This window comes from Mycobacterium szulgai, from assembly GCF_002116635.1.
GTDB classification, from domain to species: domain Bacteria; phylum Actinomycetota; class Actinomycetes; order Mycobacteriales; family Mycobacteriaceae; genus Mycobacterium; species Mycobacterium szulgai.
The window spans coordinates 95,466-109,568 of the sequence record NZ_LQPW01000163.1 but is presented as its reverse complement, the minus strand read 5'-3'; the positions used below and the strand labels follow the sequence as shown (position 1 = coordinate 109,568).

The 14,103-nt window shown below is 64.5% G+C and carries 14 protein-coding genes and 1 riboswitch; of the genes, 4 read left to right on the top strand and 10 right to left on the bottom strand.

Features of this window, described 5'->3' with window-relative positions; genetic code table 11:
• The coding region (locus AWC27_RS24860) for a PE family protein (protein WP_085672901.1) at positions 1-211 on the top strand (211 nt) is incomplete at its 5' end.
• Here AWC27_RS24860 and AWC27_RS24855 read toward each other — a convergent pair.
• From AWC27_RS24855 to AWC27_RS24845, 3 genes are all read right to left on the bottom strand, one after another.
• Complete coding sequence (locus AWC27_RS24855) at positions 195-1,670, bottom strand: FAD-binding protein (protein WP_085672900.1); 1,476 nt, start codon at positions 1,668-1,670, stop codon at positions 195-197. The two genes, AWC27_RS24860 and AWC27_RS24855, sit on opposite strands and share 17 nt — an antisense overlap.
• Positions 1,671-1,822: 152 nt before the next feature.
• On the bottom strand, positions 1,823-2,323 hold the full coding sequence (locus AWC27_RS24850; RefSeq protein ID WP_085672899.1) for a VOC family protein: 501 nt from the start codon (positions 2,321-2,323) through the stop codon (positions 1,823-1,825).
• A gap of 91 nt (positions 2,324-2,414) precedes the next feature.
• Positions 2,415-3,101, bottom strand: coding sequence for a TetR/AcrR family transcriptional regulator (locus tag AWC27_RS24845; protein WP_085672898.1), 687 nt, complete (start codon positions 3,099-3,101; stop codon positions 2,415-2,417).
• Between the two features lie 112 nt (positions 3,102-3,213).
• On the opposite strand from AWC27_RS24845, the gene AWC27_RS24840 reads away from it, so the two are divergent.
• Positions 3,214-3,654: a nitroreductase/quinone reductase family protein gene (locus AWC27_RS24840; protein ID WP_085672897.1), complete on the top strand. Its 441-nt coding sequence runs from the start codon at positions 3,214-3,216 to the stop codon at positions 3,652-3,654.
• A 3-nt stretch (positions 3,655-3,657) separates the two neighbouring features.
• Here AWC27_RS24840 and AWC27_RS24835 read toward each other — a convergent pair whose 3' ends face one another.
• Positions 3,658-4,329, bottom strand: a complete 672-nt coding sequence (locus AWC27_RS24835) for an Rv1815 family serine proteinase (protein WP_085672919.1) — start codon at positions 4,327-4,329, stop codon at positions 3,658-3,660.
• A gap of 73 nt (positions 4,330-4,402) precedes the next feature.
• Complete coding sequence (locus AWC27_RS24830) at positions 4,403-5,350, bottom strand: sterol desaturase family protein (protein WP_211281709.1); 948 nt, start codon at positions 5,348-5,350, stop codon at positions 4,403-4,405.
• 140 nt (positions 5,351-5,490) lie between these two features.
• On the opposite strand from AWC27_RS24830, the gene AWC27_RS24825 reads away from it, so the two are divergent.
• Complete coding sequence (locus tag AWC27_RS24825; RefSeq protein ID WP_169726861.1) at positions 5,491-6,342, top strand: alpha/beta hydrolase fold domain-containing protein; 852 nt, start codon at positions 5,491-5,493, stop codon at positions 6,340-6,342.
• The gene (locus tag AWC27_RS24820; protein ID WP_085672895.1) at positions 6,339-7,526 is read left to right on the top strand and encodes an NAD(P)/FAD-dependent oxidoreductase; all 1,188 of its coding nucleotides are present in this window, start codon (positions 6,339-6,341) and stop codon (positions 7,524-7,526) included. Before AWC27_RS24825 ends, AWC27_RS24820 begins: the two co-directional genes overlap by 4 nt.
• 7 nt (positions 7,527-7,533) lie before the next feature.
• Here the strand turns inward: AWC27_RS24820 and AWC27_RS24815 are convergent, their stop codons facing one another.
• The 5 genes from AWC27_RS24815 to AWC27_RS24795 all read right to left on the bottom strand — a co-directional run bounded on the left by AWC27_RS24815 (position 7,534) and on the right by AWC27_RS24795 (position 13,557).
• Complete coding sequence (locus AWC27_RS24815) at positions 7,534-8,244, bottom strand: MgtC/SapB family protein (protein WP_085672917.1); 711 nt, start codon at positions 8,242-8,244, stop codon at positions 7,534-7,536.
• A 142-nt stretch (positions 8,245-8,386) separates the two neighbouring features.
• Positions 8,387-8,710: a DUF732 domain-containing protein gene (locus tag AWC27_RS24810; RefSeq protein WP_083111351.1), complete on the bottom strand. Its 324-nt coding sequence runs from the start codon at positions 8,708-8,710 to the stop codon at positions 8,387-8,389.
• 34 nt (positions 8,711-8,744) lie between these two features.
• Positions 8,745-10,154: a PPE family protein gene (locus AWC27_RS24805; RefSeq protein ID WP_085672894.1), complete on the bottom strand. Its 1,410-nt coding sequence runs from the start codon at positions 10,152-10,154 to the stop codon at positions 8,745-8,747.
• A gap of 13 nt (positions 10,155-10,167) precedes the next feature.
• The gene (locus AWC27_RS24800) at positions 10,168-11,442 is read right to left on the bottom strand and encodes a PPE family protein (RefSeq protein WP_085672893.1); all 1,275 of its coding nucleotides are present in this window, start codon (positions 11,440-11,442) and stop codon (positions 10,168-10,170) included.
• A gap of 924 nt (positions 11,443-12,366) precedes the next feature.
• Positions 12,367-13,557 (bottom strand): PPE family protein, encoded by a 1,191-nt coding sequence (locus AWC27_RS24795; RefSeq protein WP_085672892.1) that lies wholly within the window; start codon positions 13,555-13,557, stop codon positions 12,367-12,369.
• Positions 13,558-13,867: 310 nt separating this feature from the next.
• Positions 13,868-14,041: riboswitch (M-box (ykoK) riboswitch) on the bottom strand.
• Positions 14,042-14,103 lie beyond the last annotated feature (62 nt).

Sequence of the window (14,103 nt, the reverse complement as noted above, 5' to 3'; positions counted from 1 at the left end):
TTTGTTCGGCGACGGCGGGGACGGTGGCGCGGGCGGATCAGCTGGGGTAGCCGCCAAGGCCGGCGGTAACGGCGGCCGCGGCGGTGACGCGCTACTGCTGGGCAACGGTGGTAACGGCGGCAACGCAGGGCTTGGCGCTCCCAATGGCAACATCGGCACCGGCGGTAGCGCGGGATGGTTGGGCAAAAACGGGGTTAACGGGTCGACGTAGCTCGCGCCGCCGCATGCGCTCCGGCGCGCCGGCCAAAGAACGAACCCTCACCCAGCTGGGTCCCGCTGGCGTATCCCTTTCCGTCCTGGGCGATGTTGGAGGCGCAGGCCCCGGCTGCATACAGGCCGGCCACCACCGACCCGTCTTCGCGCAACACCTCACCGTCCACCGACGTGGCCAGCCCGCCCACGGTGAATCCGGCGTACATCGCTTTGCCCAGCGACATGTCGAAGGCGCCCCACGGTCCTTTGTCTTGCGCCGCAAGGAATTCCGGTTGCTTGTGAAAGTCCGGGTCCTCGCCCCGCGCGGCATAGGTGTTGTAGCGGTCCAGTGTGGCGGCCAGGTTGCCCTGCGGAATACCAAGCGCGGCTTCCATTTCCGTGACGGTCTCCCACCCGTCGATCAACGGCACCAGGGGCATTTTCGGGTGCTCCAGGTGTGCCTCGTCGACGATCAAGTAGGCGGCGCTGTCGGGTTGGTCCATGATGAACCCGGCGGTTCTGGAGTGGTACGAGTCCTCGGCGACGAACCGCTGCCCCAGCTTGTTGACGATGATCCCGGTGAGCAGGATCGACGGTGGGTACGGCGGCGCGGTGATGAAGATCTGATCCATGTGTTGCGTTGCGCCGCCGGCGGATTCGCCGAGCCGGATACCGAGCCCGTCGTCGTAGGTATTGCCGAGCACGAACGGCTTCTCGGCGAGCTTTGGGGTGTACTTGGCGACCATGTCCGGATTCATCACGAACCCGCCGGCGGCGATGATCACCGACTTCGCTTTGATCGCACCGGTTTCGGAGAACCGCTTCCAGATGACACCGCTCACGCTGGTCTGCGGGCCCGAGCCCTCGATGATGAGTTCGGTGGCACCCGTTTCGTAGCGGACCTCTACCCCCAAGCTGGCCGCCCGCTTGACGAGCAGGTCGATCACCATGCTGGCGCCGCCGGTATCACCGGGGATCGGCACTTTGTGGCCGCGGGGTGCAGGCACCGCCTGCTCGAGGAAGGGCCAAACCTTCTCGTTGCCCGTGTACATCAGCCCTTCAGTGTTGGGCTGGATCACGGCCTTGCCCGGGAAGAAGCTGCGCTCGAACTGGAAACCCAGGTCCTCCAGCCAGTTGAAGTGCTCCACACTGCCATCGCAGTACGCGCGGATCTTCTCGTGATCGGGTTGCCGGGACACCGCAACCAGGTACTTGTACATCTCGTCGGGCGAGTCTGGGTTATTGGTCGCCTGCTGGACCGCGGTTCCGCCGCCCAGGTAGAAGTGGCCGCCGGCAAGCGAAGTCGTGCCACCGGCGGCGGCGGCGCGTTCGAGCAGCAGTACCCGCGCTCCGGCGGCAGCGGCGGCCACCGCCGCGCAGCCACCGCCGATTCCGAAACCGATGACCACTACGTCGACGTCATCCGACCAGGACGTCACTGTGTTCACGTCCACCGTCGTTGGTATTTCGGTACTCATTGCCGCCACTCCTTACCCCTGCTACGCGCTGCATCGTCGGCGCGGCTCATTGGCGCCACTCCTGCGCATCGCGCAGCTCTGCATCGTCGTCGGCGCGGCTCATTGGCGCCACTCCTGCGCATCGCGCAGCTCTGCATCGTCGTCGGCGCGGCTCACCGCTGCTCCTGTTTGATGTACTCGTAGAACGCCCTGATTTGTGGCGACAGGTGCGCGATCTCGACGAACGGCACCCCGGCCTGCGGTGCGGACACATAGGCGAAATGGATCCCACCGGGCATCAGGCCCTGCTGCACCACCTCGGCTCCATGATGGGACGCCTCCAGGATCGCGGCATCGAATAGTTCCAGGGTTTCGGCTTCGATACAGATGTGGTGCAAGCCCGGCCCGTGGTCGCGCAAAAAGTCACTATAGATGTTCTCCCCGCGGACCGGTGTGATCAGTTCCAGCTGCATGTCTCCGAGATAGCTCAGCGAGATACTGGCGACGAAGTCAGCGGGCTTGCCGCGATAGGTACAGCTGTCCGGGGCGAAATGCACATCGGGTATCCGAACCCACTTTCTTGCGCCTAACAGGCCGGTGAGAGTCGTTTCGGTGGCGTCCAGGTCCGCGGTTACCCATGCGATCTGTGTCGGAGACTGAACGGGAAAGCTCATCGTTTCGCAGAATAGCCCAATTTGCCGCGATCGGCGATGGCCGTGTCTGAACGGCCGGATGAACGTGTTCTAATTTCGCTCGCTGCCCCCGTCAGTGTTGTCCCAGCACATCCACCAGCAGCCGCAACTGGGCATCGAACACCGACTCAGGATCGGTCAGCGTGTCGGCGCCGTACTGCCCGAACACCTCGAGGCTGACCGCACCCACCACGCCGGCCCATAGCAGGAAGCATTTGGCAATCACGCGGTCATCGCCGGGAAATCCGAATTCATGCCGAATGCGTCCGAAGTCCGACGCCATCGGTCGCGGCGCCGGGCTATTGGTCAACATGATGTCGCCGGTGGCGATCCCGGCGGCGATGGCGTCGAAGAACGCCCCGACCACGCGGGTACCCACTCCGACCGTCCGTTCAGGGGGCGCGTGGTACCCCGGCACCGGGCTGCCGTAGAGGAGCGCCCACCGCGCCGGGTGCGCGACGGCCCACCGGCGCACCGCGCGAGCAATGGCGATGACGTCGTCGCTCCACAGCTCGGCGATGGTGGCGTCGCGCGCCCGGTCCACGCTGTCGGCCAGGTCGGTATATGCGTCGACGAGCAGCAACGTCAGCAGCTCGTCACGGCTGGACACATACCGGTAGACCGCCGACGACACCATGCCCAGCTCGCGGGCAATGGCGCGCAGCGATAAACCGGCAGCACCGTGATCCACCAGGTGGCGCCGGCCGAGCTCGACGATTCTCGACTCGATCTGTTCCCGCGACTCCTGGCGCTTGCCCACGGGGCCAAGTCTGACACAACCGAGATCACTGCTCTTGATTTTCCGATAAGACTCTGTCACGGTAGCTATCGAGAGCGGTGCTCTCAATTGTTATCGACCGAGAGGCTGCGCTGTGTCCACGCGATACGAGGAACCGAATAAAGCCGCCCGGGCAGCGAACGCGCTGATCCGCTGGCTCGCCGAACTGGGCATCAGCATCGCCGGTACCCGCGCACTGCGGGTGCGGGGCCGCAAGAGCGGCAAGCAGCGTTCCGTGGTGATCAACCTGCTCACCGTCGACGGCGTCGACTATGTCGTCTCACCGCGCGGCAACACCCAGTGGGCGCGCAACGTCAGGGCGGCCGGCGTGGTGGAGATGGGACCCAGCTGGCACAAGGAGCGCGCCGAGGTCCGGGAACTTGCCGATGATGCCAAGCCCGAAGTCCTCAGGCGCTATCTGCAGCGCTGGTACTGGCAGGTCAAGGACTATGTCGTGGGATTGACCCCGCAGTCCAGCGATGATGAGCTGCGCGCCGCAGCACCGCAGATCCCGGTGTTCGAGCTCGCGAACTGACCGCTACGCCCTGGGCGGCGTACCGAGATCCTGCCGGGCCTGCCCCAGGACTGACTGCCAGGACACCGCCGCGGGAAACTGCCCCCAGACGCTGTTGAAGATTCCGACGATTTGTGCGGGCCCCCCGACCGGCGCCACGTAGATAGGTCCGCCCGAGTCGCCCTTTTGGCTGGCTACCCCGTTGGACATGGTGAACCACCCGTTGTTGACGGCATCGACGGTTCCACACGTTTCACCGGTGCTGATACCGAAGTGGCAGACCGCTTGGCCGGGTGCAACCATGACGCTTGGATTCGATACCAATGGACGTCCACCCGGAAGGACGTCGTTCACGGTTACGTTGTCGGCCAGCGCGATCGCCTCGTAGTCGTCGATCGACTCGTCGGTGGCCACCGTAGTGCCGCTGGGCGTGCTGTCGCGAAACGCCGCAAGATGGCCGATGACGTTGTTGTTGACGTCAGTGACCGGTCCCGCGCCCCTGCAGTGCCCGGCGGTGTAGGCAATGCGCTGGCTGCGGTCGATATAGGCCAGCGTGCAGACGCGGTTGTCCTGGTGGATCTCCATACCGGGAAACACCAGGGTCGGGTCGGCCTTGGCGGTCGCCGGCGAATAGACCGAGGCGAGCGCCGCGAGGGCAACCGATGCGGTCAATACACGCTGTGCCAGGCGCCGCAATGTGGACTCCGATCCGTCGAGGCCGCCGAGTGCCGGCCGCACATTGAGTTGTTCGCGTCGGAGGTTCCCGGCGTTACCGCGACGTGACCAAGCGGGCCGCCGCAGACGTCTTTGCGCTGACCCGCGGTTCCCAGCCCGGCGGCCCGAAGACGTAACCCAGCCGGTCCCGTAGCCGCTTTGCGGAACGCCAGTCCCGGACAATCGCCACGTACTCGTGGGTCTGCAGCTTCCAGATGTTGAACGTGTCGACCTGCTTGGTCAGGCCGTAATGCGGCCGGAACAGCTCGGACTGAAAGCTTCCGAACAGCCGGTCCCACACGATGAAGATACCGCCGTAGTTCTTGTCCAGGTACAGCTGATCCATCCCGTGATGCACCCGGTGATGTGAGGGCGTGTTGAAGGTGAACTCGAACCACCGCGGCATCTTGCCGATCCGCTCGGTGTGCACCCAGAACTGGTAGATCAGGTTCAGCGACCAACTGAAGAACACCATCCAGGGCGGCAGGCCAAGCAGAGGCAACGGCGCCCAAAGAAGTACTTCGCCGCTGTTATTCCACTTCTGGCGTAGCGCGGTGGCGAAGTTGAAATATTCGCTGGAGTGATGGGCCTGATGCGTTGCCCATATCAGCCGGACCCGATGAGCCACCCGGTGATAGACGTAATAAAGCAGATCTACGCCCACGATCGCGACCACCCAGGTGTACCACTGGCCCGGCGAGAGATGCCACGGCGCGACATAGGCATACAGCGCGGCATAGCCAAGCAGGGCCAGAGTCTTCCAACCCGCGGTGGTGGCTATCGAAACCAATCCCATCGAGATGCTCGCCATCGAATCGCGGCTGAGATAGGCACCCGAAGCCGGCCGCGGCTTTCCGGTATCGGGGTTGGTCTCGATACTTTCCAGCTTGCGGGCAGCAAATCCTTCGAGGGCCAGCAGCAGCAAGAAGAAGGGGATGGCGAACAGCACCGGGTCCCGCAAGGGCGGCGGTAGCAGGGACCAGAACCCGGGGTAAACATCCACACCAGACAGATTACGACCACGGCCGCCCCGCCGGTGACCATCGGTCGCATTGGTTGTCCGGGGAGTACAGACTGATAACCGCTATGGACCGCAGAATGCTCAGGCTCAATGTCAGCCATCGGTTGCTTCGCTCTACCGGCATGCGCAAGCGGCTCTTTCCGGCCGCCAAGCTGGACCGCTGGGCCGCACATCCGCGGCTGCCCTACAGCGGCCGGCCGTCCAAGCGAGTGCTGAAGAAGGTCGAGGTCACCCGGGCCGACGTGGCCGGGCGTCCCGTTTACCAGGTCAAGCCGCTGCTGAGCTCGCCGCCGCTTAATGGCGGTGAGTTGTTATACCTGCACGGCGGGGCATACGTGCTGGACCTGATGCCGCACTTCCACTGGCCTGCGATCGCAAAGCTGGCCAATCTCACCGGCCGGACACTGACCGTGCCGATTTATCCGATCGCTCCGGAGCACAGCTATCGCGAAGTGTTTCCCTTTCTACTGCAGGTGTATCGCCGCATGCTAAAGGACCAGGATCCGAGTTCGATTGCCTTCATGGGCGATTCGGCAGGGGGCGGCATGGCCTTTGCGCTGTGTCATGCGGTGCGCGACGCCGGTCTGCCACAGCCGGCCGATGCCGTGCTGCTATCCCCCTGGATGCACGTGGGGCTGCCGGATCCGGATGTCCCGGCGGTCGCCAAGATCGATCCCTTCCTGAACCTCGACGACCTGCGGGCAGCGGGACTGCGCTATGCCGCCGGCGATCCGCTGGACACTCCCCTGGTGAGCCCCAGCCAGGGGCCACTTGAAGGCTTGCCGCGGCTCACGGTGTTCACCGGAACGCACGATGTGCTCAACCCCGACACCCGGGCTTTCCGCAAGCGCGCGCTCGCCGAGGGTCTGGACATCGGATGGTACGAGCGGGAAGGAGCTTTGCACGTGTGGATGTACTTGCCCAATCGCAGCGCCATGGAAGCCCTGGTGCAGATCCGCGAGGTGTTGCAGTGACCCAAGTGCTGGTAATCGGCTCCGGGTTCGCCGGTCTGTGGGCGGCACTCGGCGCCGCACGACGACTCGACGAGCTTGCGGTGCCGGCGGGCAGTGTCGAAATCACCGTTGTGAGCGCAGAACCGTTCCATGACATCCGGGTTCGCAATTACGAGGCTGACCTGAGTGCTTGCCGCATTCCGCTCGCCGACGTGCTCGACCCCGCCGGTATCGCACACGTCACCGCCGAGGTGACCGGGATCGACGCCGACGCCCGGCGCGTTACTTCCGCCAGTGGCCAGACCTACTCCTACGACCGCCTGGTGCTTGCGTCGGGAAGCCGGGTGGCCAAGCCGGACCTGCCGGGCTTGCGGGAGTTCGGTTTCGACGTCGACACCTATGACGGCGCGGTCAAGCTGCAACATCACCTGCAGAAGCTGGCCGACGGTCCCGCGACGCCGGCGGCGGCCACCGTCGTTGTGGTCGGTGCCGGCCTCACCGGTATCGAGACCGCTTGCGAACTGCCGGCCCGGCTGCGCGCTATGGGCATGACCCCTCGGGTCGTGCTGGTCGACCACAACTCGTTCGTCGGCTCCGACATGGGGGCATCGGCGCGGCCGGTGATCGAAAAAGCCTTGTCGGACAACGGGGTTGAAGCCAAGACCGGTGTCGGTGTGGCCGCGGTCGGCCAGGACAGCGTATCGCTCTCGGCGGGCGAGCAACTCGCAACCGCCACGGTGGTGTGGTGTGCCGGCATGCGGGCCAACCCGCTGACCGAACAGCTGCCGGTGGCACGCGACCGGCTGGGCAGGGTTGCAGTCGATGACTACCTTCGGGTGGTCGGGGTGCCCGCGATGTTCGCCGCGGGTGACGTGGCCGCGGCACGCATGGACGACGAACACCTGTCGGTGATGTCGTGTCAGCATGGGCGCCCGATGGGCCGTTATGCCGGTTACAACGTCATCAGCGACTTGTTTGATCAGCCGATGCTGGCGCTCCGAATTCCCTGGTACGTCACGGTTCTCGATCTGGGGCCGGCCGGGGCGGTATACACCGAGGGGTGGGATCGGAGGGTCGTGTCACGTGGCGCGCAGGCTAAGGCCACTAAGCAGACGATCAATACCCAGCGGATCTACCCGCCCTTGACCAGAAGCCGCGCCGACCTGCTTGCGGCGGCCGCGCCGGACCTGCAGGCACGCCCTTAGCGCAGGATCAATCCGCGCTCGCTTGTTCACCGGCATACCAGTGCACGGCGTAAATGCCTGGCTGCAGCGACAATTCGGCCACCATGCGCTCCAGCTTGGCCGGTGCGTGGCCGCCTATGAGCAGGTGCGCAGCCAGGGTGACCTTGTCGTCGCCATCGGATGGACTCGTGTGAATGCCCCAGAGCGTGATGTCGTTGTTGCTGGTGTGCTGGACGATTTGGGCGCGCGCATACTTTGCGGATTTGCGCCGACAAACCACCTCCACCTGATAGGGCTGCAGGCTTTCGTCCTCTTCGACGCTGTTGTCGTGGTCGATCAGGCGGCCTAGCGGGCGCCCCAGCAGATGGATTGCCACGACCGTACCGGTGGCGATCACCGTGAAGACCAAATGCCCCGAAGCGGCCAGCACGCCTACGGCCGCCGAGCACCACAGGGTGGCGGCGGTATTGAGGCCCCGGACATTGAAGCCTTCGCGCAGGATCACTCCGCCGCCGAGAAACCCGATCCCTGACACCACGTATGACGCGACCCGGGTGGGGCTGCTGTCCTCGGTTGCGGCCGCGTACAACACGAACAACGTTGCGCCAGTTGCCACCAGAGCATTGGTGCGCAGGCCGGCCATGCGTGCCCGCCATTGCCGCTCAAAGCCGATCAGGGAACCACAGCCAACTCCAACGCCCAGCCGGAGTGCGAAATCGGCGATGCTGAGTGTCTGCATGACGGCGCACTCCTTTCCTGTGGCGGGGCTGAGCACCGCTACCGAACCCGCCGGGCGCGGCGGCAGCTAACCACGTTCAGGTGAACGGCAAGTGGCCCTGAGTCGAAGCTAACGACCCGGGCAAGAGCAAAGGCGACTTGGGTCAGGCGTGGCTGAGGTGGTGAGGGCAGTAATATTTCGAGGCGAGCAGGGCGAACTGCGACGCGGCTTCCATGTCCAATCCGGGGTTTCGGGTCTTGACGTCGTGGAGTAGCTCCAGGCCCGATTCACCGTTATCCAGGCATCCACAAACCGCTTTCGCCGAGCCGATGGCCGACGCCGGGTTGCTATAGGTGATGCCGGCTTGTTGCAGCGCCGCCAGAAACGCCGCGTCGTCACCGTCGTGGGTGTCGTCCGGATCGGCATACGCGGGCGCGGCAAGACCGATCATGGCCGCGACGCCAAGTAGCGCCAATAGCCGTCTCATAGCTAACACTCTCCTATGTCTGGTGGCATGCCCGTCAGCCCAACGAGGCATCTGACGGCAAGACTTTTGGCTTGTCGCCTTTGGTGAGGTGGACCGCGTGAATACCGGGCTTCTTCGACAGTTGCTCAAGCAAGCTGTCCAGCCCTTCTTGATCGACGTTGTGATGCTGGACGCTCTCAGGTTTTTCCGAAATCTGTGCGACCAGACGCTTTAACTGCTCAGGCGAGTGTTTGTCTTTGAGGTCCTTGATCTTGGTGAGGCGCCCTTTCACGCCGACACGTGCGTAGGCGTCCGGAGCTCCCGCGCCAAAGGCGCTACCGAGCATCCCCGCGCTGGACATCGCACTGAACAGGCTCCCCTCGCTGAGCGCCGCCGCCGGCACCGCCTCTGGCCCAGCGGCCGACAGCGCGGCAGCGACCATCCGGATGCCCGGGGTGGCCGGCGCCCAGCTCGGCGGCACCGTCAACTTCCCGACCAGGGTGCCGCGTCCCAAGTCGGCCGCCACCGGGTTCACCGAGCTGGTCAACCAGCCCCGGCCCCAGTGCGGACCGGCGACTCCCAGTCCGCCACCCAGCGCGTCCTTGGGCAACTCGCCGAGCACGCCGGGTTTGGTGGCGAATTTCAAGAACTGCGATGCGACGAAGTTGATGATCAGCCCGATGTCATTGAACTGCGTGGTGAAGCCAAGCGGAACCTTGATGGCTTGGTACAAACTCGTGTACGTCGCAGCCGTGGTTGGGCCGAAGATGGCGTTGATGAGCTGAGGGACGGCGGTGTTATACGCCGTGGCAAGGTCTGCGCCCCACTGAAGCAGCGTCGAAATCGGATCGGCCGCCGCTAACAGCGACTGGAGGTCGGTGGCGGCCGCGCCGCCGGCGGCTTGGCCCACGGCGGCCGCCTGGCCGGCCAGACCACTCGCATTCGTCATCTGTGGCGGCTCGGTGAATGCCGAGACTTGGGTGGCGGCCGCCGACGAGCTTACGTAGCTGTTCATTGCCGAAGCATCCTGTGCCCAGAATTCCGCGTACTGAGCCTCGACGGCGGCGATTGCCGAAGTGTTCTGTCCGAAGAGGTTCGTCGCCACGAGCATGGCCAGTTGGCTGCGATTGGCGGCGATCACCGGCGGGGGCACGTGCGCGGCGAACGCGGTTTCGTAGGCGCTTGCCGCCGCGTTGGCCTGCGTTGCCGTCTCTTTGGCCTGGGCGGCGGTCGCACTCATCCAAGTCAGGTACGGAGCGACGGCGGCGGTCATGGCTATCGATGACGGGCCGACCCAGGGTCCGCTGGCCAGCGTCGAAATCGCCGAGGTGTACAGGGATACCGTGGACTGCAGCTCGGCGGCCAGCATGTCCCAGGCCGCCGCGGCGGCCAGCATCGGTTCTGCTCCTGGTCCGGTGTACATCCTGCCCGAGTTGATCTCTGGCGGTAGCGCTGCGTAAAACATGCGTGCCCCTTACCTAGTCCTCGATCGCCGGTATCACGATGATGGTGGCCGCGGCCGGGTCAGCCTCGGCGACGACACCACCCACCGCGTGCGCTGCAGCGCCGCCGCTGGAACCGAACGCAGTCGTCCCCAGCGCGCGTCCAGCCAGGCTTGACAGCGCCATCTGACTGAACACGCCGCCCTCACCCGCCAGCGAGGCGGCCGGAGCGGCCGCCAAGCCGGTGGGAAATATCGAGGCAAGCGTTCGCATCGCGGGGGCTTCGGTGGTCCAGCCCTGCGGCACCGACAAACTTCCCACCAGCGCCGCACGGCCCATGGCCCCCGATGCCACGGGCGCGCCGCCGACACTGCCGGCGGCGGTCAGGTTCGCCCCCAGCTGCGGGGCGATGGGTGCCAATGCTCCGCTGATGGGTTTGGCGGGGCTGAAGAAGGCTTGCAGGCCCTGGCCGTTCTGGGCATAGGCGTATACCTGGCCGAACGACAGGAACGGTCCACCGGGGATGGAGGTTATTCCCTGAATGGAGTACGGCCCGGTGAGGGTGGCCATGATGGTGTTCCAGTTCGCGATGTTGGTTACAAGCCAGGGCGGCAGCGGCGGCAAGGTGAGGCCGGGCACTGCAGCCGCGGAAGGGTTTGTCGCCAGGCCTTGCAGCGCGTTCGGCATCGCCGAGATCAGCTGGGACAACTGAGAAGTGACTTCGGAGCCGGTAGAGCTGCCGGCGGCTTGGGCCACCGTTGCCGATTGTGTGGCCGCCGCCGACGGGTTCGTGGTTTGCGGGGGTTCGTTGAACGGCGTCAACGCCGACGCGGTCGCCGACGAGGCCGCATAGGCGTACATCGCGGCGGCGTCCTGGGCCCACATCTCGGCGTAGTGGGCTTCGGCAGCCGCGATCGCCGGAGTGTTCTGACCGAAGATATTCGTGGCGATCAACGTCATCAACAACGCGCGGTTAGCCTCGATTACCGGCGGCGGCACCGTCGCGGCGAACGCCGTCTCGTAGGCCGCCGCGGCGATCTTGGCCTGAGTGGCGGCCTGTTCGGCCAGCGCGGCTGTCGCACTGATCCACGACACGTATGGCGCCGCTGCGGTCGCCATCAGGATCGACGACGGGCCCGTCCACGGTCCGACCGTCAGCCCCTCGATCGCGGAGCCGTAAGACGCCGCCGTAGCGTGCAGTTGCGCAGCCACCTCGTCCCAGGCTGCGGCTGCAGCAAGCATTGGCCCCGAACCCGCGCCTAAGTACATCCGACCGGAGTTGATTTCCGGCGGTAGCGCCCCGAAGTCCATATGTGTTACCTCCGGTCCCCTATATTGCCGTCATGGTAATCACGGCCTCGTAGTTCTGCACACGAATCAGTCCGGCTCTCATCAGACTCACCAGACATACAAATAATGTGCGGGGCAAGTGAGCCAATCATTCAACCACGGCGAACCCGCATGGCCCGCCATTCGCTGACCGTGTCACGATTGGTTTTCCCTCCCCTGCTTCATGCCTTTCCCCAGGCCTCCCTGCCCGATAATGATATACTGCGCGCAATTTATTTGCATTGGGTTCCGCTCACGTAAGCGCAACGTAAACAATGCGTTTCACCTCCCGTTGACCTCCAGTGAGACCCGTGCGCAGCTACCGGTAAATAACAGTAAAAAAGCAGCTCGCAGCGATGTGTGGGGTACATCTGCAAACAAGCCAAGCGGATTTAAGTGTGGGTTGATTTCCGGCCGCACGCGCGTAGTCGATACCCGCGATTTCGTGCCATTTGTTGCCTCCATCGCGAATATTTTGCTCCGGTTCGTCACAGATGCGACGATTAAAATTCGGATAACGCATCGTCGATGGATTTTTTCGAAGCCATCCGTCACCACCATTATGGCGGTGATTTATTTATCAATGTCATATGCGGTCGTAACATCATCGAAGGCCGCCTCGTCGACATGTGCAGTCGAGTCGCCCAAGGCTGTTGCGTGACCGTATTTGAGGTCTAAGTCACCCTGGATTCGACGCCACGGGTCGCCCGGTCTCGAACGTCCATCGCCTGCATCTACCCCTCCAATCCGTGGCGCCCGATGAGCCTCCCGCGATCCACCGCTACCGCCAGCCGTTGTCGTCCGTTCTCCCAACGCTAGGCGAGCGTACGCAACGCGTTAAGCCAGCCTTGTTACATACGCCTGTCAGCTAGCTGCCCACTTTCTGTAGATTTCCTGGACGCCGGGCTATCCGGCGGCGGGTGGGCGTGCCACGAAGGTGGGACGGAAACCGTACTGGGGCACTGCGCGCCCGAAGGGCTGACCGGACATATTGCCCATGGGAACCGCAGGCATGCCGGCGGCCACGGCCGGCGGTGGCGCAACCATCGGAGTGCCCCCGAGTGCTGCCCCGACGGGACTGGTCGATGGTGCGGCCGCAAGCCAACTCGGCGGCACCGACAGCTTGCCGACGATACCGGCGTCGCCCGTAACGGCCGATACTGCGCCACCCAGTCCGCCCGCGGATGCGAGCGGGCTTGCCACCGCATCGCCGACTCCAGTCGCGGCAGCTGCGGCACCCGCCTCAGCCGCATCCGCAGCACTGTTACCAGCCAGCACGCTGGCCATGAAGGGAGCAAATGCGCTGCCCGGCACGAAGAGCCCAGTCGAAGTTATGGTGTTCCAGACATTCGCGTTGGGCCCCCACGCATTCCAGAAGGTCTGCCACCAGGCAGGTCCAGACCCAGTCAGCAGATCCCAAATGATCTGCCAAATGGTTGTGCCGTTGGATCCCGAAAGTCCCTGTAGTGCACTGGGTATCGCCGCGATCAGTTCTGATAGCGCGCTCTGCTGATTGCCGGCAGAGGCGACGGCTGCTGCCTGGGCGGCCAGCCCGTTGGGATTGGTCGTCGGCTGGGGTCCGACGAAAGGGGTCAGCCGGGCGGCGACGGCCGAGGTGCCGGCGTACGCGTACATGGCGGCGGCGTCCTGCGCCCACATTTCGAGGTAATGCGCCTCGGTCGCGGCGATTGCCGGGGTGTTCTGGCCCAGGATGTTGGTGGCGATCAACGTCCTCAACAACGTGCGGTTTGCTGCGATCACCGCTGGGGGCACCGTCGCGGCGAATGCGGCTTCGTAGGCACCCGCCGCGGCTTCGGCTTGGGCGGCGGACTGCTCGGCCTGGACGGCGGTAGTGCTCAACCACGTCACGTAGGGTGCGACGGCGGCTGCCATCGATGCAGCGGCTGGTCCATACCATTCCTCGCCGGTCAGCGCGCAGAGCACCGAGTGGTAGGACAACGCGGTGGCGCGCAGTTCGGCGGCCACCCCGTTCCAGGCCGATGCGGCTGCCAACATTGGTCCGGAGCCCGCGCCCGTGTACATGCGCGCGGAGTTGATTTCGGGCGGCAGAGCCGCAAAGTCCAGTGTGCCGGTCATGGCGGGGTTCTCCTAGCTGGAAGATCCGAAGCCGGCGTCCCGATATTTCAATTTCTGTGTTCTATGGCTAATTTCCGCGCACACCAATCAGGCGCACTCACGAGACTTGAGTGCGCGGTTGAGGATTTAGCGGTAAAGCCGAATCAGATTACGAAAAATTGGGCCGGGCCGGATCGAAACGAAATGGTCTTCGATCTCGGATACGGACTATCGCCGGGACTCACTTCGCTCTCACCTCCTCAGGGCCGGGGCACACGGGGATGCCGGTCAACGACACGCAGGGATGAAAGCCCAGCACAAGTCAAGCTGAGCAACACCCCTCTCGACAGAGCTTTGGCACCACACGGCGTATCCGGCTTACCAGCCGAAAGCCACTTGGGCTCAACCCTTAAGCCGGGAAGAGCTGTCCTGACCCTGGGCGTCTTTCGACGTTCGAGGTCAGTGGCCTGTGTCCGTGCAGACGCCTCACCTAGCGAGGTGCATGCAGAGGCCATCGTGGCACTCGGGGCGGGAGTAGTCAACTCAACGCGCTCAGCGATTTGCAAT

Coding starts and splice junctions, on each gene's coding strand:
- AWC27_RS24855 (WP_085672900.1), bottom strand. CDS start 1,670: ATGAGTACCGAAATACCAACGACGGTGGACGTGAACACAGTGACGTCC.
- AWC27_RS24850 (WP_085672899.1), bottom strand. CDS start 2,323: ATGAGCTTTCCCGTTCAGTCTCCGACACAGATCGCATGGGTAACCGCG.
- AWC27_RS24825 (WP_169726861.1), top strand. CDS start 5,491: ATGCGCAAGCGGCTCTTTCCGGCCGCCAAGCTGGACCGCTGGGCCGCA.
- AWC27_RS24815 (WP_085672917.1), bottom strand. CDS start 8,244: ATGCAGACACTCAGCATCGCCGATTTCGCACTCCGGCTGGGCGTTGGA.
- AWC27_RS24810 (WP_083111351.1), bottom strand. CDS start 8,710: ATGAGACGGCTATTGGCGCTACTTGGCGTCGCGGCCATGATCGGTCTT.
- AWC27_RS24805 (WP_085672894.1), bottom strand. CDS start 10,154: ATGTTTTACGCAGCGCTACCGCCAGAGATCAACTCGGGCAGGATGTAC.
- AWC27_RS24800 (WP_085672893.1), bottom strand. CDS start 11,442: ATGGACTTCGGGGCGCTACCGCCGGAAATCAACTCCGGTCGGATGTAC.
- AWC27_RS24795 (WP_085672892.1), bottom strand. CDS start 13,557: ATGACCGGCACACTGGACTTTGCGGCTCTGCCGCCCGAAATCAACTCC.